22 protein-coding genes are annotated in these 24,294 nt (G+C 72.8%); 15 read left to right on the top strand and 7 right to left on the bottom strand.

The window, feature by feature from the left end; translation table 11 throughout:
• The first annotated feature begins 64 nt into the window (after window positions 1-64).
• From argC to argG, 8 genes are read left to right on the top strand one after another with little or no spacing between them, the layout of a single operon-like run.
• Window positions 65-1,066: an N-acetyl-gamma-glutamyl-phosphate reductase gene (gene argC, locus AB0F10_RS09055; RefSeq protein ID WP_360621678.1), complete on the top strand. Its 1,002-nt coding sequence runs from the start codon at window positions 65-67 to the stop codon at window positions 1,064-1,066.
• Entirely contained in the window at window positions 1,063-2,235 is a 1,173-nt protein-coding gene (gene argJ / locus AB0F10_RS09050) for a bifunctional glutamate N-acetyltransferase/amino-acid acetyltransferase ArgJ (protein ID WP_360621676.1), read from the top strand. The genes argC and argJ overlap by 4 nt, the downstream gene beginning before the upstream one ends.
• Window positions 2,232-3,098 carry an acetylglutamate kinase gene (gene argB, locus AB0F10_RS09045; protein ID WP_360621674.1) on the top strand — a complete coding sequence of 289 codons (867 nt, stop codon included), beginning with the start codon at window positions 2,232-2,234 and terminating at the stop codon, window positions 3,096-3,098. The genes argJ and argB overlap by 4 nt, the downstream gene beginning before the upstream one ends.
• Window positions 3,095-4,252, top strand: a complete 1,158-nt coding sequence (locus tag AB0F10_RS09040) for an acetylornithine transaminase (RefSeq protein WP_360621672.1) — start codon at window positions 3,095-3,097, stop codon at window positions 4,250-4,252. Before argB ends, AB0F10_RS09040 begins: the two co-directional genes overlap by 4 nt.
• Window positions 4,249-5,172: an ornithine carbamoyltransferase gene (gene argF / locus AB0F10_RS09035; protein ID WP_360621670.1), complete on the top strand. Its 924-nt coding sequence runs from the start codon at window positions 4,249-4,251 to the stop codon at window positions 5,170-5,172. Before AB0F10_RS09040 ends, argF begins: the two co-directional genes overlap by 4 nt.
• A gap of 55 nt (window positions 5,173-5,227) precedes the next feature.
• Complete coding sequence (locus AB0F10_RS09030) at window positions 5,228-5,728, top strand: arginine repressor (RefSeq protein WP_360621668.1); 501 nt, start codon at window positions 5,228-5,230, stop codon at window positions 5,726-5,728.
• Window positions 5,725-6,618: a hypothetical protein gene (locus AB0F10_RS09025; protein ID WP_360621667.1), complete on the top strand. Its 894-nt coding sequence runs from the start codon at window positions 5,725-5,727 to the stop codon at window positions 6,616-6,618. Before AB0F10_RS09030 ends, AB0F10_RS09025 begins: the two co-directional genes overlap by 4 nt.
• 11 nt (window positions 6,619-6,629) lie before the next feature.
• Window positions 6,630-7,883 (top strand): argininosuccinate synthase, encoded by a 1,254-nt coding sequence (argG, locus tag AB0F10_RS09020; protein WP_360621666.1) that lies wholly within the window; start codon window positions 6,630-6,632, stop codon window positions 7,881-7,883.
• Between the two features lie 6 nt (window positions 7,884-7,889).
• On the opposite strand, the gene dapE is transcribed toward argG, so the two are convergent.
• Entirely contained in the window at window positions 7,890-8,957 is a 1,068-nt protein-coding gene (gene dapE, locus AB0F10_RS09015; protein ID WP_360621664.1) for a succinyl-diaminopimelate desuccinylase, read from the bottom strand.
• Window positions 8,958-9,026: 69 nt separating this feature from the next.
• On the opposite strand from dapE, the gene argH reads away from it, so the two are divergent.
• Window positions 9,027-10,457, top strand: a complete 1,431-nt coding sequence (gene argH / locus AB0F10_RS09010) for an argininosuccinate lyase (RefSeq protein WP_360621662.1) — start codon at window positions 9,027-9,029, stop codon at window positions 10,455-10,457.
• Window positions 10,458-10,536: 79 nt separating this feature from the next.
• Here the strand turns inward: argH and AB0F10_RS09005 are convergent, their stop codons facing one another.
• Window positions 10,537-11,496, bottom strand: coding sequence for a sulfite exporter TauE/SafE family protein (locus AB0F10_RS09005; RefSeq protein WP_360621660.1), 960 nt, complete (start codon window positions 11,494-11,496; stop codon window positions 10,537-10,539).
• A 300-nt stretch (window positions 11,497-11,796) separates the two neighbouring features.
• On the opposite strand from AB0F10_RS09005, the gene AB0F10_RS09000 reads away from it, so the two are divergent.
• Complete coding sequence (locus AB0F10_RS09000) at window positions 11,797-12,807, top strand: LysR substrate-binding domain-containing protein (protein WP_360621658.1); 1,011 nt, start codon at window positions 11,797-11,799, stop codon at window positions 12,805-12,807.
• 77 nt (window positions 12,808-12,884) lie between these two features.
• Here AB0F10_RS09000 and glpK (AB0F10_RS08995) read toward each other — a convergent pair whose 3' ends face one another.
• Together glpK (AB0F10_RS08995) and AB0F10_RS08990 are read right to left on the bottom strand one after the other, a co-directional pair.
• Complete coding sequence (gene glpK, locus AB0F10_RS08995; RefSeq protein ID WP_360621656.1) at window positions 12,885-14,393, bottom strand: glycerol kinase GlpK; 1,509 nt, start codon at window positions 14,391-14,393, stop codon at window positions 12,885-12,887.
• Window positions 14,390-15,157 carry an IclR family transcriptional regulator gene (locus tag AB0F10_RS08990; protein ID WP_360621654.1) on the bottom strand — a complete coding sequence of 256 codons (768 nt, stop codon included), beginning with the start codon at window positions 15,155-15,157 and terminating at the stop codon, window positions 14,390-14,392. The genes glpK (AB0F10_RS08995) and AB0F10_RS08990 overlap by 4 nt, the downstream gene beginning before the upstream one ends.
• A gap of 120 nt (window positions 15,158-15,277) precedes the next feature.
• Here AB0F10_RS08990 and glpK (AB0F10_RS08985) point away from each other — a divergent pair, with 120 nt between their 5' ends.
• A complete protein-coding gene (gene glpK / locus AB0F10_RS08985; protein WP_360621652.1) occupies window positions 15,278-16,765 on the top strand; it encodes a glycerol kinase GlpK in 1,488 nt (495 codons plus the stop codon).
• A gap of 24 nt (window positions 16,766-16,789) precedes the next feature.
• Complete coding sequence (locus tag AB0F10_RS08980) at window positions 16,790-18,514, top strand: glycerol-3-phosphate dehydrogenase/oxidase (protein ID WP_360621650.1); 1,725 nt, start codon at window positions 16,790-16,792, stop codon at window positions 18,512-18,514.
• 36 nt (window positions 18,515-18,550) lie between these two features.
• Here the strand turns inward: AB0F10_RS08980 and AB0F10_RS08975 are convergent, their stop codons facing one another.
• Together AB0F10_RS08975 and AB0F10_RS08970 are read right to left on the bottom strand one after the other, a co-directional pair.
• Window positions 18,551-19,435, bottom strand: coding sequence for a hypothetical protein (locus AB0F10_RS08975; protein ID WP_360621648.1), 885 nt, complete (start codon window positions 19,433-19,435; stop codon window positions 18,551-18,553).
• 186 nt (window positions 19,436-19,621) lie between these two features.
• Window positions 19,622-20,569, bottom strand: coding sequence for a DMT family transporter (locus AB0F10_RS08970; RefSeq protein ID WP_360621646.1), 948 nt, complete (start codon window positions 20,567-20,569; stop codon window positions 19,622-19,624).
• A gap of 38 nt (window positions 20,570-20,607) precedes the next feature.
• Between AB0F10_RS08970 and AB0F10_RS08965 the strand changes: the two genes are divergently transcribed.
• The 3 genes from AB0F10_RS08965 to AB0F10_RS08955 all read left to right on the top strand — a co-directional run bounded on the left by AB0F10_RS08965 (window position 20,608) and on the right by AB0F10_RS08955 (window position 22,818).
• On the top strand, window positions 20,608-21,150 hold the full coding sequence (locus AB0F10_RS08965) for a CGNR zinc finger domain-containing protein (protein WP_360621644.1): 543 nt from the start codon (window positions 20,608-20,610) through the stop codon (window positions 21,148-21,150).
• Between the two features lie 157 nt (window positions 21,151-21,307).
• On the top strand, window positions 21,308-21,655 hold the full coding sequence (locus AB0F10_RS08960; RefSeq protein ID WP_360621642.1) for a YciI family protein: 348 nt from the start codon (window positions 21,308-21,310) through the stop codon (window positions 21,653-21,655).
• Window positions 21,649-22,818 carry a sigma-70 family RNA polymerase sigma factor gene (locus tag AB0F10_RS08955; RefSeq protein ID WP_360621640.1) on the top strand — a complete coding sequence of 390 codons (1,170 nt, stop codon included), beginning with the start codon at window positions 21,649-21,651 and terminating at the stop codon, window positions 22,816-22,818. Before AB0F10_RS08960 ends, AB0F10_RS08955 begins: the two co-directional genes overlap by 7 nt.
• On the opposite strand, the gene AB0F10_RS08950 is transcribed toward AB0F10_RS08955, so the two are convergent.
• A complete protein-coding gene (locus tag AB0F10_RS08950; RefSeq protein ID WP_360621638.1) occupies window positions 22,808-24,292 on the bottom strand; it encodes an alpha-N-arabinofuranosidase in 1,485 nt (494 codons plus the stop codon). The two genes, AB0F10_RS08955 and AB0F10_RS08950, sit on opposite strands and share 11 nt — an antisense overlap.
• Window positions 24,293-24,294: the final 2 nt, after the last annotated feature.

Raw genomic sequence — 24,294 nt, 5'->3', positions numbered from 1 at the left:
TAAGAACTTGCCGCATGGCTATGCGCGTTGATACGGTCCTCTGCATAGTCATGCGGAGGTAAGTATGGGAATCAGGATTGCTGTCGCCGGGGCGAGCGGGTACGCCGGGGGCGAGCTGCTGCGCCTGATCGCCGGGCACCCCGAGTTCGACCTCGTCGCCGCCACCGCACACAGCAGCGCGGGTGCGCCCGTGTCCGCCGTACACCCGCAGCTCGCGGGCCTGGACCTGGTCCTCGGCGGGACCGACGCCGCCGGCCTGAGCGACGCCGATCTGGTCTTCATAGCCCTGCCGCACGGGCAGTCGGCGGCCCTGGCCGCCCGGCTGCCCGCCGGGGTGAAGGTCGTCGACCTGGGCGCCGACTTCCGGCTGCGCGACGCCGGCGCCTGGGACCGCTACTACGGCGGCACCCACGCCGGCACCTGGACCTACGGCCTGCCGGAGCTGCCGGGGCACCGGGCCGCGATCGCCGCGAGCGACCGGGTCGCGAGCACCGGCTGCTACGCGGCCACGATCACCCTCGCGCTGGCGCCGCTGATCGCCGCCGGCGTCGCCGACCCGGCCGACGTCGTGGTCGTCGCCGCCTCCGGCACGTCCGGAGCCGGCCGCTCGGCGAAGGTGAACCTGCTCGCCAGCGAGGTCATGGGCGACCTGTCGCCCTACAAGGTCGGCGCGCACCAGCACGTTCCCGAGATCAAGCAGGCGAGCGGCGCGACCTCGCTGTCGATGACCCCGGTGCTCGCGCCCATGCCCCGCGGCATCCTCGCGACGGTGACCGCGAGGCCGCTCGGCGACGCCGACCCGCGCGAGATCCTGGCCGCGGCCTACGCGGACGAGCCGTTCGTGCACGTCCTCGCGCCCGGCGTCTGGCCGCACACCGCCGCCACCGCCGGCTCCAACTCCTGCCACCTGCAGGCCACGCTCGACGTCGACTCCGGCCGGATCGTCGTGGTCAGCGCGCTGGACAACCTCGGCAAGGGCGCCGCCGGCCAGGCCGTGCAATGCGCCAACCTCATGCTCGGCCTGCCGGAGACGACGGGCCTCTCGACGTTCGGAGTCGCGCCGTGACCGTCACCACCCCCAAGGGATTCCGGGCGAGCGGCGTCGCCGCCGGGCTCAAGAGCGGCGGCGGCCTCGACGTCGCCGTCGTCGTCAACGACGGGCCGGACGCCACCGTCGCCGGCGTCTTCACCGCCAACCGGGTCAAGGCCGCGCCCGTCATGTGGAGCCAGCAGGTGCTCAAGGGCGGCGTGGTGCGCGCCGTCGTGCTCAACTCGGGCGGCGCCAACGCCTGCACCGGCACGCAGGGCTTCCGGGACACCCACGCGACCGCCGAGCACGCCGCCGCCGTGCTGCGCGGCGGCGCCAAGCCGCTGCTCGTCGGCCCCGGCGACATCGCGGTCTGCTCCACCGGCCTGATCGGTGAGCTGCTGCCGATGGACAAGCTGCTGCCCGGGGTGACCGCCGCCGTCAAGGCGCTGAAGACCGACGGCGGCACCGCCGCCGCGAACGCCATCATGACGACCGACACGGTGGCCAAGAACGCCGTCTTCTCGGGCGAGGGCTGGTCGATCGGCGGGATGGCCAAGGGCGCGGGCATGCTCGCGCCCGCCCTGGCCACGATGCTCGTCGTGCTCACCACCGACGCGGTGGCCGGCTCCGAGACGCTGGACGCGGCGCTGCGCGAGGCCACCCGGCTCACCTTCGACCGGATCGACGCCGACGGCTGCATGTCCACCAACGACACCGTGCTGCTGCTGGCCAGCGGCGCCTCCGACGTGCAGCCCACCCAGGAGGAGCTGACCGCGGCGGTCACCGGTGTCTGCCACGACCTGGCCCAGCAGCTCATCGCCGACGCCGAGGGCGCGACCAAGCACATCGCCATCGAGGTGCTCGGCGCCGCGAGCGAGCGCGACGCGGTCGAGGTCGGCCGCACCATCGCCCGCAACAACCTGGTCAAGACGGCGCTGTTCGGCAACGACCCGAACTGGGGCCGCATCCTCGCCGCGGTCGGCACCACGCAGGCGGCGTTCGCGCCGGACCGCGTCGACGTCGCCGTCAACGGCGTGTGGGTGTGCCGGGGCGGTTCGGCGGCCGAGGACCGGTCCAAGGTGGACCTGGCCGGCCGGGACGTCACCATCACCGTGCACCTGCACGAGGGCGAGATGTCCGCGACCATCTGGACGACCGACCTGTCGCACGCCTACGTGCACGAGAACTCGGCGTACTCGTCGTGACCCCGAACGAGAAGGCCGCGACGCTGATCGAGGCGCTGCCGTGGCTCGAGCGGTTCCACGGCAGCACCGTCGTCATCAAGTACGGCGGCAACGCGATGATCGATCCGGAGCTGCAGCGGGCCTTCGCCGCCGACATGGTCTTCCTGCGATACGCCGGGATCAGGCCGGTGGTGGTGCACGGCGGCGGACCGCAGATCTCGTCGATGCTGGGCAAGCTCGGCATCGAAAGCGAGTTCCGCGGCGGCCTGCGGGTCACCACCCCCGAGGCCATGGACGTCGTGCGGATGGTCCTCGTCGGCCAGGTCGGCAGGGAACTCGTCGGGCTGATCAACGAGCACGGCCCGTTCGCCGTCGGCCTGTCCGGCGAGGACGCCCGGCTCTTCACCGCCGTCCGGCGGCACGCCGTCGTCGACGGCGAACCGGTCGACATCGGCCAGGTCGGCGACGTCGCGCACGTCGACACCTCGGCCGTCGACGACCTGATCGCCGCCGGGCGCATCCCGGTCGTCGCCTCCGTCGCGCCGGACCCGGCCGGCGTGGTGCACAACGTCAACGCCGACACCGCCGCGGCCGCCCTGGCCGTCGCGCTCGGCGCCCGCAAGCTGGTCGTGCTCACCGACGTACCCGGCCTCTACACGAACTGGCCCGACACCTCGACCCTCACCTCCCAGATCGACGCCGACGCCCTGGAGAAGCTGCTGCCCAGCCTCCAGTCCGGAATGGTGCCGAAGATGGAGGCGTGCCTGCGGGCCGTGCAGGGCGGCGTGCCCGCCGCCCACGTGGTCGACGGCCGGGTACCGCACTCGACGCTGCTCGAAGTTTTCACCTCGGAAGGATTCGGCACCATGGTGGTCCCTTCATGAACTCGTTCACCGACCGCTGGTCGCAGAGCATGATGAACAACTACGGCACGCCGTCGCTCGGCCTGATCGCCGGTTCCGGCTGCGTCGTCGTCGGCGAGGACGGCAAGGAGTACGTCGACATGCTCGGCGGCATCGCCGTCAACGCGCTCGGCCACTCCCACCCGGCCATCGTCGCCGCCGTCTCCCAGCAGGTCGCCACGCTCGGCCACGTCTCCAACCTCTACATCGCCGAGCCGCCGCTGGCCCTGGCCGAGCTGCTGCTCGTGCTCGCCGGGCGCCCCGGCCGGGTCATCTTCGGCAACTCGGGCGCCGAGGCGAACGAGGCCGCGTTCAAGCTGTCCCGGCTCACCGGCCGGACCCACGTGGTGGCGGCCGAGGGCGGCTTCCACGGCCGCACGATGGGCGCCCTGGCCCTGACCGGCCAGCCGGGCAAGCGGGAACCCTTCCTGCCGCTGCCCGGCGAGGTCACCCATGTCCCGTACGGCGACAGCGAGGCGCTGCGGGCGGCCGTCACCGGCGAGACCGCCATGGTCATCCTCGAGCCGATCCAGGGCGAGATGGGCGTGGTCGTGCCGCCGCCCGGGTACCTCACCGCGGCGCGGGAGATCTGCACGGCCGCCGGCGCGCTGCTCGTGCTCGACGAGGTGCAGACCGGCATCGGCCGCACCGGGCACTGGTTCCACCACCAGAGCGAGGGCGTCGAACCCGACGTCGTGACCCTGGCCAAGGGCCTCGGCGGCGGGCTGCCGATCGGCGCGTGCATCGCGTTCGGCGAGGCCGGCGAGCTGTTCGGGCCGGGATCGCACGGCACCACCTTCGGCGGCAACCCGGTGAGCTGCGCCGCCGGCCTGGCCGTCATCCGGACCATCGCGGGCGAGGGCCTGCTCGACCACGTCAAGCGGGTCGGCGAGCTGATCCGCCGCGGCGTCGAGGGGCTCGGCCACCCCGCGATCGCCGGCGTGCGCGGCGCGGGCCTGCTGCTCGGCATCATGTTCAACGAGCCGATCTCGGCGGAGCTCGCCGCGAAGCTGCGCGACGCGGGGTTCCTCGTCAACCCGATCCAGCCGGACGTCATCCGGCTCGCTCCGCCGCTGATCCTGACCACGGCGCAGGCCGAGTCGTTCGTGGCGGCCCTGGGGGAGGCACTTCCATGACCCGGCACTTCCTGCGTGACGACGACCTGTCGCCGGCCGAGCAGGCCGACGTGCTCGACCTCGCGGCGGCGATGAAGGCCGACCGGTTCGCACACCGGCCGCTCGCCGGGCCGCGGTCGGTGGCGGTCTTCTTCGACAAGGTCAGCCTGCGCACCCGGCTCTCGTTCGAGGCCGGCATCGCCGAGCTCGGCGGCAACGCCATCGTCGTGGACACCCAGGCCACCCACTTCGGCCGCGGCGAGTCGCTGCTCGACGCGGGCCGGGTCGTCTCCCGGTACGCGTCCGCCATCGTCTTCCGCACCTCCGGCGACGAGCGGCTGGCCGAGCTCGCCTCGGACGTGCAGGTGCCGGTCGTCAACGCGCTGACCGACGGGTTCCACCCGTGCCAGCTGCTGGCCGACCTGCAGACGATCCGCGAGCGGCTCGGCGGCACCGCCGGGCGCACCCTCGCCTACGTCGGCGACGGCGCGAACAACATGGCCCACTCGTACCTGCTGGCCGGCGCGACCGCCGGCATGCGGGTCCGGGTCGCCTGCCCCGAGGGGTTCGACCCGGACCCGGCGGTGGTGGCGCGGGCCGAACAGATCGCCCGGACCACCGGCGGCTCCGTCAGCGTCCTGCGCGACCCGCGCCTGGCCGCCTCCGGCGCGCACGTGCTCGCCACCGACTCGTGGACCTCGATGGGCATGGAGGACGACGGCGTCGACAGGCGTACGCCGTTCCGGCCGTACCAGATCAACAAGGACCTGCTGACCGCCGCCGCGGCCGACGCGATCGTGCTGCACTGCCTGCCCGCGCACCGCGGTGACGAGATCACCGACGAGGTGATGGACGGCGCGCAGAGCGCGATCCTCGATCAGGCCGAGAACCGCCTGCACGCCCAGAAGGCGCTGCTCACCTGGCTGCTGGCGACGTCATGACCGACCGCACCGGGCGCAGCGAGGGCCAGGAGGGCATGACAGAGGCGGGACGGCCGTGACCGGGCCCGGCACCCGTGCCGCGCGGCACGCGCGCATCGTCGAGCTGATCCGGGACAAGGCGGTGCGCTCGCAGACCGAGCTCGCCGAGCTGCTCGGCCTCGACGGCGTGCAGGTCACCCAGGCGACGCTGTCGCGCGACCTCGAGGAACTGCGTGCCGTCAAGGCCGGCGGCATCTACGTCATTCCCGAGGACGGGCTGCCCGCGCTGCGCCCGGTGGAGCAGGCGCCGGCCCGGCTCGTCCGGCTGCTGCGCGAGCTGCTCAACTCGGTCGACGTCAGCGGCAACCTGGTGGTGCTGCGGGTGCCGCCCGGCGCCGCGCAGTTCCTGGCCAGCGCGCTCGACCGCTCGGGCCTGCCGGACGTCGTCGGCACGATCGCCGGCGACGACACCATCCTGGTGGTGGCGCGTGACTCGGGCGACGGTCCGGGCGCCGCGCTCGCCGAGAAACTCACGGCCTGGAGTCGTGCCGAACCGCAGGAAGGTAGCCAACCGTGACCTTGACACCCCGGCCCGCCGTCGAGGCCCACTTTCCCGGCTTCGCCGACAACATGCAGAATCTGCTCGGCCACGGCCTCGAGTTCTACCTGGCGTCCAACGAGTCGCTGCGCCCGTTCCTCAACGAGGCGCCGTACGGCCACAAGCTCACCTGGCTGGACTTCACCGACACGACCGAGGACAAGGGCTGGGACACCGGCGAGTTCCTCAACCTGTTCAACGTGATCAACGGCATCGCGTTCGGCGACCGGGGCATCCCGATGCCGCAGTGGGTGATGGTCGACCTGATCCTGATGCCCTCGGCCGCGGTCATCGCCGCCCTGCCGCAGTCGTCGTTCACCGAGATCCTCGAGACCAGCGCCTTCGACGAGGACGCGAAGCGCCACCTGCGCGCCGTCTTCGAGCGGGCGAAGCAGAGCGACTACAGCGGCCCGATCCCGATCGGCGGCTACTGCGCGGCGCCGAGCGCGGCGCCGGGCACCTGGGTCGGCTGGTCGCTGTGGTCGGTGATGACGAACGTCGGCCTGGGCCGCGCGCTCAAGGCGCTCGCCCTCTCCGCGTACCAGGCGCGGAAGCTCGACGGCGTCACCCAGTACGACAACAGCGCGCTGCGGGTGCACACCCGCTTCGGCCGGCTGCGCATCATGGTCGCCACCGTGCCGTTCCACACCTCGCCGGGCTCGTTCGTCTACGAGAACGACTTCACCGTGCCGGTGACCGCGCCCGAACCGGACCCGACGTTCCTGCTCGACCCGTTCGACTACGAGCGGCAGCGCGCCATGCAGAAGACCATCGAGGCCCGGGAGTCCACGTTCTACGTGCTCGCGCCCGGCCACCTCGTGCAGGACGGGAAGACGTACGTGCCCATCCTCGAGATCCCCGCGTCCTGAAGGAAGAACTGATGTCCAAGCGCAAGATCGTCCTCGCCTTCTCCGGCGGCCTCGACACGTCGTACGCCCTGGTGTCGCTGCGCGAGCAGGGCTGGGAGGTGCTCACCGCCAACATCGACACCGGCGGCCTGCACAGCGGCGAGGGCGACGCCGTCCGGGCCCGCGCGGTGGAGCTCGGCGCGAGCAGGCACTTCGTCATCGACGCCCGCGAGGAGCTGTACTCGCGCGTCGTCACGTACGCGATCAAGGCGAACTACCTGCGCAACGGCGGCTACCCGTCCTGCGTCGGCGCGGAACGCCTGGTGCAGGCGGAGAAGGTCGTCGAGTGTGCGCTGGAGAACGGCGCGGACGCGATCGCGCACGGCTCCACCGGCGCCGGCGCCGACCACGTGCGCTACGACTCGGTGATCCGCGCGCTGGCGCCGCAGCTGGAGATCATCACTCCGATCCGCGACGAGCGGCTGACCCGCGAGTTCGAGCGGGACTTCCTGCGCAAGCACGGCTTCGAGACCAGCGACAAGGTCACCACGTACTCGATCAACGAGGGCCTGATCGGCACGTCGATCGGCGGCAAGGAGACCTACAACTCCTGGGACTACCTGCCCGAGGAGGCCTGGGAGAGCACGAAGGCGATCAAGGACGCGCCGGAGGACGGCATCGACCTGATCCTCGGCTTCGTCCGCGGCGAGGTGACCACGGCGACCCGCCTCGACGGCACCCCGATCGAGGGCACCGGCCCGGACGCGCCCCACTACGCGATCCTGCGCTCGCTCAATGTGCTCGCCGCCGAGCACGCCGTCGGCCGCGGCATCCACATGGGCTCCACCATGGTCGGCAACCTGGCCCGCGTCGGCTTCGAGGCGCCCGGCATGCTCACCCTGATCGCCGCGCACCGCGAGCTGGAGCGCCTGGTCCTCAGCAACCGCCAGCAGGCGACCAAGGCCACCCTGGGCACCACGTACGGCGACCTGATGCACGAGGCCGTCTACTACGACCCGATCCAGGACGACCTCCGGGCGTTCCTGGACTCCAGCCAGGCCCGGGTCACCGGCGAGGTCCGGGTACGGCTGCAGAAGGGCAACGTCATCCCGCTCGGCAGCCGCAGCCCCTACAGCCTGCTCGACGCCGCCACCCGCCAGGGCGTGGTCTACGGCTACGGCTCGTCGCTGTGGACCGGCGAGCAGGCCCGGGCCTTCGCGCACATGTACGCGATCCCGGGCGCCATCGCCGAGAACGCCGGCCTGGGCGAACAGCGGAAGCCCTGAGCCGTGTCAGCGCAGCCAGGCGGCGAGCACCCGTTCGCACTCGCGGATGTCCGCGGTCGGCAGGTGCTCCTCGTCGGTGTGCGCGAGCAGCGGGTCTCCCGGCCCGTAGTTGACGGCCGGGATGCCCAGGCTCGCGAAGCGGGCCACGTCCGTCCAGCCGAACTTCGGCGCGGGCGGGCGGCCCACCGCCGCCAGGAACTCGGCCGCCGCCGGCTGGTCCAGCCCGGGGCGCGCGCCGGACGCCTGGTCACGCACCTCGAGCTCGTAGCCGGCGAACACCTCCCGCAGGTGCGCCAGGGCGGCGTCGATGGAGCGGTCGGGCGCGAAGCGGTGGTTGATGTCGATCACGCACTCGTCCGGGATCACGTTGCCGGCGATGCCGCCGGAGATGTTCACGGCGCTGAGGCCCTCGCGGTATTCGAGCCCGTCGACCTCCACGGTCCGCGGCTCGTAGGCGTTGAGGATCGCGAGCACGTCACCGGCGGCGTGGATGGCGTTGACGCCGCGCCACGACCGGGCCGCGTGCGCGGCCTTGCCGGCCAGCGTGATGCGCACCCGCATCGTGCCCTGGCAGCCGCCCTCGACCGTGCCGTTGGACGGCTCGCCGAGGATGGCGAAGTCGCCGGCCAGCCACTCGGGGTGGTTGCGCACCAGGCGGCCGAGGCCGTTGAGCACCGACGCCACCTCCTCGTGGTCGTAGAACACGAAGGTGAGGTCGTTGCGGGGCGCAGGGACGGTCGCGGCGATGCGCAACTGGGCGGCGACGCCGCCCTTCATGTCGACGGTGCCGCGGCCGTGCAGGATCTCGTCCGCGCCGGTACCCGTGGTCCAGGTCGGCAGGTTGTCCTTGATCGGCACGGTGTCGAGGTGACCGGCGAGCACGACCCGCCGGGCCCGCCCCAGGTGGGTGCGGGCCACGACGGCGTCGCCGTCGCGCAGCACCTCGAGGTGGCCGAGCCCCCGCAGCGCGGCCTCGACGGCATCCGCGATCGGGGCCTCGTCCCCGCTCACCGAGGGGATGTCACAGAGCGCGCGGGTCAGTGAGACGACATCGTCGTGCAGGTCAAGCTTCATGCGGGCGAGATTACCGCCCGTCGGTAAGGTCATTTCGACCGAGTAACACTGATCCTGAGGAGCGAGCACGTGCCGGAGACCGAAGGCCCGACCAGGCTGTGGGGCGGCCGATTCGCCGGCGGACCGGCGGAAGCCCTGGCCCGCCTGAGCGTGAGCGTCCACTTCGACTGGCGCCTGGCGCCGTACGATCTGGCCGCGTCCCGGGCACACGCCCGCGTGCTGGCCGGCGCCGGCCTGCTGGACGCCGACGAACTGGGCCAGATGCTGGCCGCGCTGGACGACCTCGAGTCGGCGTGCGCGGCGGGGGAGTTCCGCCCGACCGTCGAGGACGAGGACGTGCACACCGCCCTCGAGCGCGGCCTGCTCGAGCGCCTCGGCGCGCTCGGCGGCAAGCTGCGCGCCGGCCGCTCCCGCAACGACCAGGTCGCCACCGACCTGCGCATGTACCTGCGCGATCACGCCCGCGGCGTGGCCGCCGCCGTGGTCGAACTGGCGGACGCCCTGATGGAGCAGGCGGGCCGGCACGTCGACACCCCCGCGCCGGGCATGACCCACCTGCAGCACGCCCAGCCGGTGAGCTTCGGCCACTGGCTGCTGGCGCACGTGCAGCCGCTGCTGCGCGACCTGGACCGGCTGCGCGACTGGGACGAGCGCACCGCGATCTCCCCGCTCGGCTCGGGCGCGCTCGCGGGCTCGTCGCTGCCGCTGGACCCGGGCGCCGTCGCGAAGGAACTCGGCTTCAAGGCCCCCGCGCAGAACTCCATGGACGCGGTCTCGGACCGCGACTTCGTCGCCGAGTTCCTCTTCATCACCAGCCTGATCGGCGTGCACCTGTCCCGCCTCGGCGAGGAGATCGTCCTCTGGACCTCGCAGGAGTTCAGCTGGGTGATCCTGGACGACGCGTTCGCCACCGGCTCGTCGATCATGCCGCAGAAGAAGAACGCGGACATCGCCGAGCTGGCCCGGGGCAAGGCCGGCCGGCTGATCGGCGGCCTGGTCACGGTGCTGACCATGCTGAAGGGCCTGCCGCTGACCTACGACCGCGACATGCAGGAGGACAAGGAACCGGCCTTCGACGCGATCGACACGCTGCAGCTGCTGCTGCCGGCCCTGGCCGGCATGATCTCGACGATGACGGTACGCGTCGACCGGCTCGTGGCGGCGGCGCCGATCGGCTTCTCCCTGGCCACCGAGGTGGCGGACTGGCTGGTCCGCAAGCACGTCCCGTTCCGCGACGCCCACGAGATCACCGGCCGGCTGGTGGCGCTCTGCGCGGCCCGCGAGTGCGAGCTGGAGGACGTCTCGAACGACGACCTGAAGACGGTGAGCGAGCACCTGGACCCGTCGGTCCGGGAGGTGCTCAGCGTCCGCTCGGCGCTGGCGGCCCGGACCACGCCGGGCTCGACCGGGCCGGGGCCGGTCGCGGACCAGCTCCGGACGGCCTCGGACCGGCTCGACGGCTGGCGCGAGTGGTCCATCGAGCGGGTCGTCCCGCGCTGACCCCGACCGGCACCGGACGGGCCGGCGCGGGACCTCACGTCCCGGCGTCCGGCCCGGGTCCGCGTTCCGGGGCCGGCCCTCAGCCGGCGGTCATGCTCTTCTCGCGGTCGTCATCCCGCGAGGCGTGCTCTGGCAGGGCCGTCCCGGCGTCGTCCGGGGCGTTCCCGCCGGCGTCCCGGGCGTTCCTGTCGGCGGTGACGCGGCGGAAGACCGCCAGGCCCACCGCCACCAGGACGGCCGCACCCGAGAGGGCGCCGACCGCCGGGGTCGGCACGTCGAGGAGCTTCAGGGAGCTGGCCAGCAGCACGATCACCAGCGCCGCGCGGATGATGCCGCCCGGGGCGCGGGAGGAGATGCGGGCGCCGAGCAGCACGCCCGGGATCGAGCCGATCAGGACCGCGCCCGCGATGTCGAGCTGGAGGTCGCCGAAGAGGGCGTGGCCCAGCGCCGCCGAGATGACCAGCGGGATCGCCTGGACCAGGTCGGTGCCGACCAGGTCGTTGGCGCGCAGCTTGGGGTAGAGCGCCAGCAGCGCCACGATGATCAGGGAACCCGAACCCACCGAGGTCATGCCCACGATCAGGCCGCCGCCGATGCCGACGAGCAGGGTCGGGATCGGGCGGACCACGATCGGCTCGGCCGGACCGTCGCCGCGCTGCCTGCGGGTCACCCAGGCCTTGAGCAGCATGCCGCCGGCGGCCAGCAGCAGGGCCACGCCGAGGGCGATCTTGATCGTGTGCTGCACGGTCGCGTCGTCGCCGAGCAGGCGCAGCAGCAGCACGCCGAGGAACGCGCTCGGGATGCTGCCGGCGCAGAGCCAGGCGACGAGGCGCCAGTTCACCGTGCCGCGGCTGGCGTGCACCCACCCGCCGAACGGCTTCATCACCGCGCTGGCCGCGAGGTCGCTGGAGACCGCCGCGATCGGGGGGACCCCGAAGACCAGCACGAGGATGGGGGTCATCAGGGCGCCGCCGCCCATGCCGGTGAGTCCGACCACGATGCCGACGCCGAGTCCGGCGAGCGCCAGGGTGAGATCCATCGGTCGAGTCTCGGCGAGAATCCCTGCTTTGTCTACTAACTTGGTTGACTTTGTGGGAGTTTTCCCACGGCCGTCTCACCCAGTGAAACGGAGCATCGTTCCGCTCATCTTCACGGCCCCTCGACGCCGAAGCGGCGGGCTCCCGCGCCGATCGCGGGTGACGATCACTCGCGGCGATGTGACCGCTAACAGACGATGCGTAGATTTCGTGTTACGGCGCTGTTACGCCTTGACGACGTGAATGTTAGCGATAACACTGCGAGATACGTATCGACGGTTGGTGATCGAGGAGGTCTCGGCATGAGCAGCCTGCCCCGACAGCCGACGTTCGACGGCCGGCCTCCCGGGGTCGCCATCCGGACCATTCCCGACGCCGGCGGCGGCGCCCGGATCGAGCTGCGCCAGCTTCGCTACTTCGTCACCCTCGCCGAGGAGCTGCACTTCGGCCACGCCGCCGCCCGCGAGCACATCGTCCCGTCCGCGCTGAGCGCCCAGGTCCAGCGCCTCGAGCGGGCCGTCGGCGTGCTGCTCGTCGACCGCACCACCCGGCATGTCGCGCTGACCGCGGCGGGGGCCCGCTTCCTGATCGAGGCCCGGCAGATCCTCGCGCACGTCGACCGGGCGGCGGTGCTCGCACAGGGCATGGCGCTGGCCGCGCCGCGCCTCCGGGTCGGCGTCCTGGACGAGGGCTACGACGCCGTCCGGCCCGTGCTGCGCGCGATACAGGCCCGCCACCCGGAGCTTCAGATCCACCAGGTGCTGGCGGGCGTGCCCGAGCAGTGCCGCCTGCTCGCCGACGGCCGGCTCGACGTCGGGGTCGGACGGCTGCCCGGCGCCGCGCCGGACATCGCCGCCGAGATGTTCCGGCTCGACTCGCTCGGCGTCCTGGTGCCGGCCGAGCATCCGTTCGCCCGGCTGGCCCACGTGCCGGTCACCGCGCTGCGCGACGAGACGCTGCTGCTCGCCGACGAGGAGCAGGCACCCGAGTTCAACGCCTTCGTCGCCGAGGTGTGCCGGTCCGCAGGCTTCTTCCCGACGCTGTTCTCCGGCAGCGTGCAGACGCTGCGCGCGGCAGCGGACCTGGTGACGCAGGGCCGCTGCGTGCTCTGCACCCCCGCCTCGACGGCCGCCGTCTCGTTCGGACCCGAGCTGACCTGGCGCCCGCTCGGCCCGTCCGTGCCCCGCTACCCCTGGTCGATCCTGTGGCGTGCCCAGGACCCCTCCCGGTACGCGGTCGACCTGGTCCGCACGGCCCGCGCACTCTCCGCCGAACAGGGCTGGCGCGACGCGGCCGGCGAGCGCGCCAGCTGAAACGGTGGTCACCGGCCGGCCGCGGCGCCGAGTGCCGGGCGCCCGAGAGCCGGGGAAGTGACGGCACCGCGGGCGGGTCAGTGCGGCTCGGCGGTCGGCCGGGGGCGGCTCCAGACGACGGCGCATTCGATGGCGCGTTGCCAGTTCTCGTATTCGGCGGCGCGTTGTTGGGGGTCCATGGCCGGCAGCCACTGGCCCGCGCGGTGCCGGTTGTTGCGCAGGTCCTGCAGGTCGGACCAGTAGCCGACGGCGAGGCCGGCCGCGTACGCGGCGCCGAGGGACACCGTCTCGGCGACCATCGGGCGGACCACCGGGACCCGCAGCACGTCCGCCACGATCTGCATCAGCAGGTTGTCGGAGGTCATGCCGCCGTCGACGTTGAGCGCGGTCAGGGCCAGGCCGGAATCGGCGTTCATCGCGTCGACGACGTCGCGGGTCTGCCAGCCGGTCGCCTCCAGGACGGCCCGGGCCAGGTGGCCCTTGGTGATGTAGGAGGTCAGCCCGACGATGACGCCGCGGGCCTCGCTGCGCCAGTACGGGGCGAAGAGGCCGGAGAAGGCCGGCACGATGTAGCAGCCGCCGTTGTCGTCGACCGTGCGGGCGAGTGTCTCGATCTCCGAGGCGGTGCCGATGAGGCCGAGGCCGTCGCGGACCCATTGGACCAGCGATCCGGTGATGGCGATGGAGCCCTCGAGGGCGTACGCGGCCGGCTCGGAACCGATCCGGTACGCGACGGTGGTGAGCAGCCCGTGCGTCGAGCGGACCGGGGTGGTGCCGGTGTGCAGCAGCAGGAAGCCGCCGGTGCCGTACGTGCATTTGGCCTCGCCGGGCGCGAAGCAGGTCTGGCCGAACAGGGCCGCCTGCTGGTCGCCGATCGCGGCGGCGATGGGCACCCCGGGCAGGAGACCGTCGGCGTAGCCGTACACCTCGGAGGAGGAGCGGATCTCGGGGAGCATGGCCCGGGGGATGTCGAAGAAGCCGAGCAGTTGCTCGTCCCATTGCAGAGTGGACAGGTTCATCAGCATGGTCCGGCTGGCGTTGGTGACGTCGGTGAGGTGGCGTCCGGTCAGGTTCCACAGCAGCCAGCTGTCCATGGTGCCGAACAGGACCTCACCGCGCTCCGCGCGTACCCGAAGATCCGGATCGTTGTCGAGCAGCCAGCGCAGGCGGGGCGCGGAGAAGTAGGTCGCCAGGGGCAGGCCGCTGAGCTCCGGCACGATCGCGGCGTCCGGCCGCCGGCCGAGGCTTTCGACCAGGTCGCCGGTGCGGGTGTCCTGCCAGACGACGGCGGGCGCGACGGGCGTGCCGGTGGCGCGGTCCCAGAGGACGGTGGTTTCGCGCTGGTTGGCGATGCCGATCGCCGCGACCTGTTCCGGGCCGATGCCGGCCTCCCGCAGCGCGCGGGGGATCAGCCGCTGGACGTCGCGCCAGATCCTGGCCGCGTCGTGTTCGACCCAGCCGGGCCTCGGGTAGGACTGGGGGTGTTCGCTGCGGACCACGGAGACCACGGTGGCGCGGCGGTCGAACAGGATGCACCGCGTGGAGGTGGTGCCCTGGTCGACGGCGAGGACGTAGCGTTCGCTCACGGGCGCGGGCCGGCCAGGTCGCGGGAGATCGCGCGGGCGGCGTCGCACACGTGCTCGACCAGCGCGGGCCGGGGCCGCCCCCGGGTGTCGCAGAGCCGTTCGATCTCTCCGGAGATGCCGATGGCGCCGACCACCAGCCCGCCGGTGGTCCGGACGGGTGCCGCGATGCCGGCCCGGCCGGCCTCCCGCTCCTCGACGGAAAGTCCCCAGCCGCGGGACCGGATCTCGGCGAGGGACCGCGCGAGGTCCTGCCGCGAGCCGACGGTCCGCCTCGTGTACGCGTCCAGCGCGCCCCGGGCGACGGCGTCCGCGGCCACCGGGTCGTAGGCGAGCAGCACCTTGCCCAGCGCGGTCGCGTGCGGGGGAAGCAGGCTGCCGGTGTCCATCGACTGCGCGGAGTCGTCGGGCCGGAACACGTGGTGGATCACCATCACGCTGCCGTCGTGCAGCGTGCCGATGCGGACCGCCTCGCCGCTGCGGGAGGCGAGCGAGTCCGCCCAGTCGAGGGCCCGCGAGCGCAGTTCGTTGACGTCGAGGCCGCCGGTGCCCAGCTCGAGCAGGCCGCGGCCGAGCCGGTAGCGGGTGGTGCGGGGGTCCTGCTCGACGAAGCCGATGTGTTCGAGGGTGCGCAGAATGCTGTGCGCGGTCGACTTGGCGAGGCCGAGCGAGTCGGCGATCTCCTTGACCCGGAGCCGGTCGGGACCGGCCGCGAGCAGCCGCAACACGGCCGACGAGCGTTCGATGGACTGGATAAGACCCGGCACCGCGCGAGCGTAGCCCGGCGGGCCGCGGCGGACAACGTGCGACATTGTCGCACGCATGGAGTTGCCCCTCCCTTGTCCGTTTCCTAACGTCGCGGCACGTAGGGGCAACCGGGAGGCACCGTGGCGGACTTCGTCGGCGCGATCGATCAGGGCACCACCAGCACGCGGTTCATGATCTTCGACCGGGCCGGTGGCGAGATCGGGCGGCACCAGATCGAGCACCGGCAACTCCTGCCCGGCGCCGGGCGGGTCGAGCACGACGCGCTCGAGATCTGGGAGAACACCCGCAAGTGCATCGCGGTCGCGCTCGGTGAGACCGGGCTGGGGCCCGGCGACCTGGCCGCGGTCGGGATCACCAACCAGCGCGAGAGCGTCGTGGTGTGGGACCGCGCGACCGGGCTGCCGTGCCACAACGTGATCGTCTGGCAGGACACCCGTACCGATCGGATCGTCGCGGAGCTCGACCGCGACGGCCGCGGCGACGTGATCCGCGAGCGCACCGGCCTCCCGCCGGCCACCTATTTCTCCGCGGCGAAGGTCCAGTGGCTGCTCGACAACGATCCGGATCTTCGGGTACGCGCGGAGCGCGGCGAGGTCCTGTTCGGCACCATGGACAGCTGGCTGCTGTGGAACCTGACCGGACGCCACCTCACCGACGTCACCAACGCCAGCCGGACCATGCTGATGAACCTGTCCACCCTGCAATGGGACGAGCAACTGCTCGGCTTCTTCGACATCCCCCGGGCCATGCTCCCCGAGATCCGCTCCTCCTCCGAGGTGTACGGCTACGCCGACGGTCTCCTGCCCGGGGTGCCCATCGCCGCCGCGATCGGCGACCAGCAGGCGGCCCTGTTCGGCCAGACCTGCTTCGCGCCCGGCGAGGCCAAATGCACCTACGGCACCGGGAACTTCATCCTGCTCAACACCGGCACCACGCCGGTCCGCTCGACGCACGGGCTGCTCACCACCGTCGGCTACCGCTTCGGCGACGAGGCGCCGGTGTTCGCCCTGGAGGGCTCGATCGCCGCGACCGGCTCGGCCGTGCAATGGCTGCGCGACCAGCTCGGCGTCATCGGCGACGCCGCCGAGAGCGAGACCCTGGCCGGCCGGGTCGACGACAGCGAGGGCGTCTGCTTCGTGCCGGCCTTCTCCGGGCTGTTCGCGCCGTACTGGCGCTCGGACGCGCGGGCGGCCATCGTCGGGCTGTCCCGCTATCACACCGCCGCGCACATCACCCGGGCCGCGCTCGAGGCCATCTGCTACCAGACCCGCGACGTGGTCGAGGCGATGGCGCGGGACTCCGGCACGTCGCTGGACTGCCTCAAGGTGGACGGCGGCGTGACCGTGAACGCGCTCTGCATGCAACTGCAGGCGGACATCCTCGGCGTGCCGGTCAGCCGGCCCGCCGTGGCCGAGACCACCGCGCTGGGTGCGGCGTACGCCGCCGGGGTCGCGGTCGGCCTCTGGAGCTCCACGGCGGAGCTGCGCGCCAACTGGCGCGAGGACCGGCGGTGGCAGCCGACCTGGTCCGGGGACCGGCGAGACGAGGGCCACACGCGCTGGAAGGCGGCCGTCGACCGCAGCCTCAACTGGGTCAGCGTCGGCTGAATCCACCACGAGAAGAGGATCCTCATGAACACGGCAGTGATGGCGCCGCAGGCGCGCGAGGCGGCCCTGGCCGCGATGTCGGCGGGCGACGAGCTCGACGTGCTGGTGGTCGGCGGCGGTGTGGTGGGTGCCGGCTGCGCGCTCGACGCGGCCACCCGCGGGCTCACGGTCGGCCTGCTGGAGGCCCGGGACTTCGCCAGCGGCACGTCCAGCCGGTCGAGCAAGCTGATCCACGGCGGCCTGCGCTACCTCGAGATGCTCGACTTCGGCCTGGTCCGCGAGGCGCTGCGCGAGCGCGGCCTGCTCGTACAGCGGCTGGCACCGCATCTGGTGCGCCCGATCCCGTTCCTCTACCCGCTGCGGCACCGGGCCTGGGAGCGGCTCTACGCCGGCGCGGGCGTGCTGCTCTACGACACCCTGGGAATCTCGGGAGGGTCCGGCGCGGGCCTGCCGCGGCACCGGCACCTGAGCCGCGGCGCCGCCCTGCGCGCCTTCCCGGGGATGCGCCCCGACTCGCTGGTCGGCGCGATCCAGTACTACGACGCGCAGGTGGACGACGCCCGGCACACCCTCTTCCTGGCCCGCACCGCGATGGCGCACGGCGCGCACGTCGCCGCCCGTACCGAGGTCATCGGGTTCCTCCGCGAGGGCCGCCGGATCGTCGGGGTCCGCGCGCTCGACACCGAGTCCGGCGCCGAACTGGAGATCCGGGCCCGCGCCGTCATCAACGCGACAGGCGTGTGGACCGACGACATCCAGGCGCTGCTGCCGGAGCGCGGGCAGTTCCACATCACCGCGTCCAAGGGAGTCCACCTGGTGGTGCCGCGCGACCGGATCCCGGCCACCACCGGCATGATCCTGCGTACGGCGACCAGCGTGCTGTTCGTCATCCCGTGGGAGCGACACTGGATCGTCGGCACCACCGACACGCCGTGGGACCTGGACAAGGCGGACCCGGCGGCGTCCGGCCGCGACGTCGACTACCTGCTCGAGGAGGTCAACAAGGCGCTCGTCACGCCGCTGACCCGCGCCGACGTGCAGGGCGTGTACGCCGGCCTGCGCCCGCTGCTGTCGGCCGACGCCGAGCTGACCTCGAAGCTGTCGCGCGAGCACGCCGTGGACACCCCGGTACCCGGCCTGGTCGTCGTCGCCGGCGGCAAGTACACGACGTACCGGGTGATGGCCCGCGACGCCGTCGACGCCGCGGCCCGCGACCTCACCGCGCGGGTGCCGGACTCGTGCACGGCGCACGTGCCGCTGCTCGGCGCGGCCGGCTACCCGGCGGCGTGGAACCGCCGCGCGGTGCTGGCCCGCCGGGCCGGCCTGCACGTCTCGCGGATCGAGCACCTGCTGCACCGCTACGGCACCCTCGTCGACGAGGTGCTGGCGCTGATCGAGGCCGACCCGGCGCTCGGCGCGCCCCTCGACGGCGCCACCGACTACCTGCGGGCCGAGGTGGTCTACGCGGTGACGCACGAGGGCGCGCGGCACCTGGAGGACGTGCTCACCCGCCGCACCCGCATCTCGATCGAGACCCCCGACCGGGGTGTGGCGGCGGCCCGGGCGGCCGGCCCGCTCATCGCCGGCCCGCTCGGCTGGTCCGCCCAGGACACCGCCCGGGAGATCGCCGGCTACGAATCGCGGGTGGCGGCCGAACGCGCCGCGCAGGAACAGCCGGACGACCGCACCGCGGACGCGACCCAGCGTGACGCCGCCGAGTCCGCACCCCTCGCCGCCGCAGCCGCCTGAGGATGCCGCGACATCCCGCCGAATCGCCGGGCGCTGTCAGCGCGTCAGGTCGATGCGGTCGAAGTCGGGTGCGTCCTCGGTGTCGTTGCGCAGCTCGATGGTGTTCGCCCCGGCCTTCAGGGCGATCCGCAGGGTCACGGAGTCCACGGTGTACCAGTCGGGGCTTACCGGGAACGTGAGGGTTTCCAGGAGGCGGCCATTGACCAGGATGGTCGCCTGCCGGGGGTCGCCCGATATGTAATGTATCCGGACGCTGTAGGCGTCGGAATCGGGCACCGTCAGCCCCGTGAAGCGCAGGAAGTTGTCCTCGCCGTCGCCGACGAACCGGACGACGAGGCCGTCGGAGGCGTCGTCACGCGGCATCGGCCGGGCCTGGCCCCCCATCACGTTGCGCTCCGACTCCGCCTCGTAGGACGCCTGGAACGGTGCCGGTCGCGCGGATGGGGCCCGGCTCGGAGCGGGTGAGCGTTTCGCCGCCGACGGGCGCACGGCGCCGTTGTGCGAGGGCGAGGCCGTCGCCGGGCTCTGCGGCGCCGGCGACGTCGACGGAAAGCCGGACGGAAGAGTCACGGGCGGATCGGCGGCCGCGGCGGGCTGCGGGACCACCGGCAACCCGGCCACCGCGGCCGGGGAGTCGGGCCGGGAGATGACGCCGATCAGGACGCCGGCCACCGCGAGGGCGGTGAACACGGCGGCGCCCTCGACGGCGCCACGCCTGCGTGCCAGGGCCATCGCCCGGCGTCGCGCCGATCGGGTGAGCCGGCTGACGGTCGGTCGCTCACCCGCCGCCTTCGGTTCGGGGACCGGCCGTGCCGATTCGGCCGGGATGTCCTGCGGTGCCGGACTTGCGGGGCTGACCGGCGGCAGCCACCCGCCAACGCGCAGCGTGCCGGCGGTCGGCTCCGGCTCATCGTCATGCATGGTGATCGTCCTCATTCGATGGTCCGCCGAGATTAGCCGCGCCATCTTCCGGTACGGCCATCCGTTCGGACGATCTTGATGTGGCCGATAGGTTGAGATCGTCATGGGCCAACCGGTCTGCCCGGCCCGGCCGGTTACGACCCCCGCGCGCCTGACGGCGATCGCGGGGAGAGTCCGGGCACGATTTCAGGCGACGGCGCGGTCGCCGAGGCGGACGGCGATCACGCCGCCGATGATCAGGAGGCCGCCGGCGAACTGGGTCGCGGTGGGTAGTTGGGAGACCAGTAGCCAGGCGAACAGGACCGCGGCGACCACCTCGAGCAGGGCCACGAAGGACGCCACCCGGGAGCCCAGCCGGCGGCTCGCGATGACGCCGGTCGCGTAGGCCAGGGCCGCGGTGACCAGGCCGAGCAGGAGCATCGGCACCCACCAGGGCGGGCTGCCCAGGGAAAATTGCGCGGCGGCGGTGGAGGCGTGCATCGGGAGCAGGCCGGTGACGGCGAGTGCCAGCAGGCCGAGGCCGCCGACCGTGAGGCCGGCGCCGGCCAGGGCCAGCGGCGGCAGTCCGGTGTCGGTGTCGGCCGAGATCAGGAAGTAGGCCGTGGCGCCGACCATCGCGCCCAGCGACCAGGCGACGCCCGACCAGGCCAGGTCGACGCCGGAGAACAGGTCGAGCACGAGCAGCAGGCCGGCCGCGGCGACGACCGCGCCGCCGACGGTGAGCGGGCTGGGGCGCTGGCCGCGCCGGAGCCACAGCCAGGCGACCACGGCGGCGGGCGCGGTGTATTCGATGAGCAGGGCGGGGGCGACGTCCATGGTGGCGACCGCGGAGAAGTAGCAGAACTGGGCGCCGGCCACGGCGAGGACGCCGTAGAGCAGGACCTGTCCGGCCTGGCGCCGCAGCAGGTGCCAGCGGCCGCGCAGCGCGGCGATGGTGAACGGGGCCAGGGCGAGCGCGGCGAGGGCGACGCGGCCGAGCACGATCGCGCCGGGGCTCCAGCCGGTGGCGAGCAGGCCGGCGGCCAGCGGGCCGGAGAGGCCGAAGCTGGTGGCGGAGACGACGGCGAGCAGCAGGCCGCTGCCGACGCCGGGCGCGGCCGGGCGAACGGTGATGTCATCGGCTAACTGGGCCATGGCAAGTGACGCTATGGACGCCGTCGTAAGATGTCAAGGTGCTTTTAGCCCATGACACCGAGGCCACCCTCCACGCGGTCGTCGAGCTGGTCAACAGCGAAGCAGACCCGGACACGCTGACCACGACGGCGCAGGCCGACGCCTGGTATGCGAAGCACCGCTACACGGGCCGCCGCGACCGCGACGCGGCGGAACTGGCCGACCTGCGTGCCGTACGCCCGGTGTTGCGGGCCCTGCTCACCGCGGACCGCGACGGCGCCGCCGAGGTGATCAACGACATGCTCGCGGAGGCCCGGCCCGTGCTCCGGCTGGTCCGCCACGACGGCATCGACTGGCACATCCACGCCGTGTCGGCCGACGAGCCCCTGGCGCGGCGGGTCGTGGTCGAGGCGGCGATGGCCATGGCCGATCTCGTACGCGGCGACGAGATGTCCCGCCTGGCGGTGTGCGCCGACGAGTCCTGCGACGGCATCGTGCTCGACCTGACCCGCAACCGGTCGCGCCGCTTCTGCAGCACCGCCTGCGCCAACCGGGTCGCGGTGGCCGCGTACCGGGCCCGAGCCAAGGCCGCCAAGCCCTGACGGCGGCCCTGGTCACGCACGCTGTGGCGCAGATATCCGCCTGAGACACACCGGCCGTAGGCGGCACAGCTCACAGGAACTCCGCTCCCGTCGGGCTGTCGATTTCCCGGCCCGCCGTTCGTCTTACTGCGAATCTGGTACCGACGAGGAGATGGCGATGAAATACATCATGCTGATCTATCAAGGCGCGGCGCTCGAACGGCAGGCCGCGCTCACCGAGGACGAGCAGAAGCAGGTCTACGCCGACTACCAGGGGATCAACGAGACGCCGGGGGTCACCCCCATGCCGCCGCTCGGGCTCGCCGAGACCGCGACGACGGTGCGCGTCGAGGGCGGCCGGACCCTCACCACCGACGGCCCGTTCGCCGGGATGAAGGAGGCCGTCGGCGGCGTGTTCATCCTCGAGGCCGACGATCTCGACGCGGCCATCGAGGTGGCCGCCCGCGTCCCGGCGGCACGCTACGGCGGGGCCGTCGAGATCCGGCCCTCACAAGTGTATTGGTAGCGCTCGACGAGGTCTTCCGCGAGGAATGGGGCCGCGTGCTGGCCACCCTGATCGGCGTTCTCGGCGACTTCGACCTCGCCGAGGACGCCGCGCAGGAGGCGTTCGCCATCGCCGCCGACCGGTGGCCGCGCGACGGCGTGCCGGACAACCCGCGCGCGTGGCTGATGAGGACGGCGCGCAACCGCGCCACCGACCGCATCCGCCGCGACCGGGCGCTCGCACCGAAGCTCGCGCTGCTCGCCGCCGCCGATCGTGTCGAGGTGCCCATGGATGCCACCGCGTTTCCCGACGAGCGCCTGGAGCTCATCTTCACCTGCTGCCACCCGGCGCTCGCGATCGAGGCGCAGGTCGCGCTCACCCTGCGTACCGTGGGCGGGTTGAGCACCGACGAGATCGCCCGCGCGTTCCTGGTGCCGGAGCGCACCATGGCGCAGCGGCTGGTCCGGGCCAAACGCAAGATCAAGGCGGCGGGCATCCCGTTCCGGGTCCCGCCGGCTCATCTGCTGCGGGAGCGGATCGACGCCGTTCTCGCGGTCGTGTACCTGATCTTCAACGAGGGCTACGGCGGCCGCGACGACCTCGCGGCCGAGGCGATCTGGCTGGGCGGCGCCCTGGCCGAGCTGCTCGGCGACGATCCCGAGGTCCGCGGGCTGCTGGCGATGATGCTGCTGCACGACTCCCGCCGGGAGACCCGGTTCGACGGCGGCGAGTTGGTGCTGCTCGCGGACCAGGACCCGGCGCGGTGGGACGCCGCGCAGATCGGCCGCGGGCGCTCCCAGCTCGACCGGGCGATCGCCCTGGGCGGCCGGGGACCCTACGTCCTGCAGGCCGCGATCGCGTCGCTGCACGCGCAGGCGCCGTGCGACTGGGCGCAGCTCGCCGCCCTGTACGGCGAGCTCGGCCGCCGCACCGCCTCGCCCGTCGTCGAGCTGAACCGCGCCATCGCCGTCGCGGAGACCGAGGGGCCGGCGGCCGGCCTGCGCATCGTCGACGGGCTCGGCCTTGACGACTTTCGCTACCTGCACTCGACCAGGGCCGAGCTGCTGCGCCGGCTCGGGCGCCTCGACGAGGCCCGCGACGCCTACCGGCGGGCGCGGGAGCTCACCGCGGACGGCGCCGAGCGGCGCTTCCTCGAGCGCCGGCTCACCGAGCTCAACGGCTGAGCCGGATCATGTTCCAGGACAGGGCGGGCAGGACGACCTGCAGCCGGCCGCCGTCCAGCCTCGGGGCGTCGAGGTCGCGCGGGGTGACCCGGTCCGGGTGCCGCGCGGTGTTCACCGCGTCCGGGTCGTCGTCGGCGATCACCGTGTGGGTCGCGGTCGCCAGGCCCGGCAGCGCGCGCAGGTCGGCGTCCAGGGTCATCGGCCGCGTCTGCGACCGGTTCACCGCGAACAGCACCACGCCCGCGCCGGATTGCACCGCGACCGCGTCGAGCAGCGGCACCTCGCCGTACCGGGCCGTCTCGTACGCCGGTGCCGAGATCGCCGGCCGCAGCACGGTGCCGCGGCCGTACCGGGTGGTCAGCGCGTACGGGTGGAAGCTGGCCTGCCGCCAGGCCGGGCCGCCCGGCTCGGTCATGATCGTGGCGATGACGTTGACCAGCTGGGCCTGGCAGCCGATCTTCACCCGGTCGGCGTGCCGGAGCAGGCTGATCAGCAGGTTGCCGACCACGACCGCGTCGGTGACCGAGTAGACGTCCTCGATCAGGCGCGGGGTGCGCTCGACCTCCAGGTTGGTCTCGCCGGCGAACCGGCTCTGGTACCAGACGTTCCACTCGTCGAACGAGAGGTGCAGGCGCTTGCGGTGCCGGCCCACCGCGCGCACGTGGTCGGCGGTGGCGACGACCTCGTCGATGAAGTGGTCCATGTCGCTCGCGCAGGCCAGGAAGCTGTCCCGGTCGTCGCCGTGCTGCTGGTAGTAGCCGTGCAGGGAGACGTAGTCGACCGCGTCGTAGGTCTCGCCCAGGACCGTCGCCTCCCAGCTGCCGAACGTCGGCATGTGCCGGCCCGAGCTGCCGCAGGCGACGAGCTCGATCGACGGGTCGACCTGGCGCATCGCCTTCGCCGTCTCGAGCGCCAGGCGCGCGTACTCGCCGGCGGTCTTGTGGCCGATCTGCCAGGGCCCGTCCAGCTCGTTGCCGAGACACCAGGTCCTTATCCCGTACGGCGTTCCGCCGCGCAGGTCCGACCAGTAGGTGCCGGAGGCGAGGTTGCAGTACTCGACCAGGGACCGGGCCGCGTCGATGCCGCGGGTGCCGAGGTTGACCGCCATCATCGGCTCGACGCCGACCGTCCGCGCCCACGTCATGAACTCGCCGACGCCGACGTGGTTGGTCTCCACCGAGCGCCACGCCGGGTCCAGCCGGGCGGGCCGGGCGTCGACCGGCCCGATGCCGTCCTCCCACCGGTACCCGGAGACGAAGTTGCCGCCGGGGTAGCGCACCAGCGGCGTGCCGAGCTCGCGGACCAGTTCGGCGGTGTCGCGCCGGAAGCCGTCGGCGTCGGCCTCGGGGTGGCCGGGCTCGTAGATGCCGGTGTAGACACAGCGGCCCATGTGCTCGACGAACGAGCCGTAGAGCCGGGGGTCCACGTCGCCCACCCGGAACGCGGGGTCGATGGTCATGGTGGAGCGGAGCACGC

It is taken from the genome of Actinoplanes sp. NPDC026623, assembly GCF_040638275.1.
In the GTDB taxonomy this organism is placed as follows: Bacteria; Actinomycetota; Actinomycetes; order Mycobacteriales; family Micromonosporaceae; genus Actinoplanes.
The sequence above is the reverse complement of the archived record's forward strand: the minus strand, read 5'-3'. Positions and strand labels throughout refer to the sequence as shown.

What these genes read in the sequence shown, in the direction of transcription:
- argC (WP_360621678.1), top strand. Translation starts at nt 65, where the DNA reads ATGGGAATCAGGATTGCTGTCGCCGGGGCGAGCGGGTACGCCGGGGGC.
- AB0F10_RS09040 (WP_360621672.1), top strand. Translation starts at nt 3,095, where the DNA reads ATGAACTCGTTCACCGACCGCTGGTCGCAGAGCATGATGAACAACTAC.
- argF (WP_360621670.1), top strand. Translation starts at nt 4,249, where the DNA reads ATGACCCGGCACTTCCTGCGTGACGACGACCTGTCGCCGGCCGAGCAG.
- argG (WP_360621666.1), top strand. Translation starts at nt 6,630, where the DNA reads ATGTCCAAGCGCAAGATCGTCCTCGCCTTCTCCGGCGGCCTCGACACG.
- dapE (WP_360621664.1), bottom strand. Translation starts at nt 8,957, where the DNA reads ATGAAGCTTGACCTGCACGACGATGTCGTCTCACTGACCCGCGCGCTC.
- AB0F10_RS09005 (WP_360621660.1), bottom strand. Translation starts at nt 11,496, where the DNA reads ATGGATCTCACCCTGGCGCTCGCCGGACTCGGCGTCGGCATCGTGGTC.
- AB0F10_RS09000 (WP_360621658.1), top strand. Translation starts at nt 11,797, where the DNA reads ATGAGCAGCCTGCCCCGACAGCCGACGTTCGACGGCCGGCCTCCCGGG.
- AB0F10_RS08980 (WP_360621650.1), top strand. Translation starts at nt 16,790, where the DNA reads ATGAACACGGCAGTGATGGCGCCGCAGGCGCGCGAGGCGGCCCTGGCC.
- AB0F10_RS08975 (WP_360621648.1), bottom strand. Translation starts at nt 19,435, where the DNA reads ATGCATGACGATGAGCCGGAGCCGACCGCCGGCACGCTGCGCGTTGGC.
- AB0F10_RS08970 (WP_360621646.1), bottom strand. Translation starts at nt 20,569, where the DNA reads ATGGCCCAGTTAGCCGATGACATCACCGTTCGCCCGGCCGCGCCCGGC.
- AB0F10_RS08960 (WP_360621642.1), top strand. Translation starts at nt 21,308, where the DNA reads ATGAAATACATCATGCTGATCTATCAAGGCGCGGCGCTCGAACGGCAG.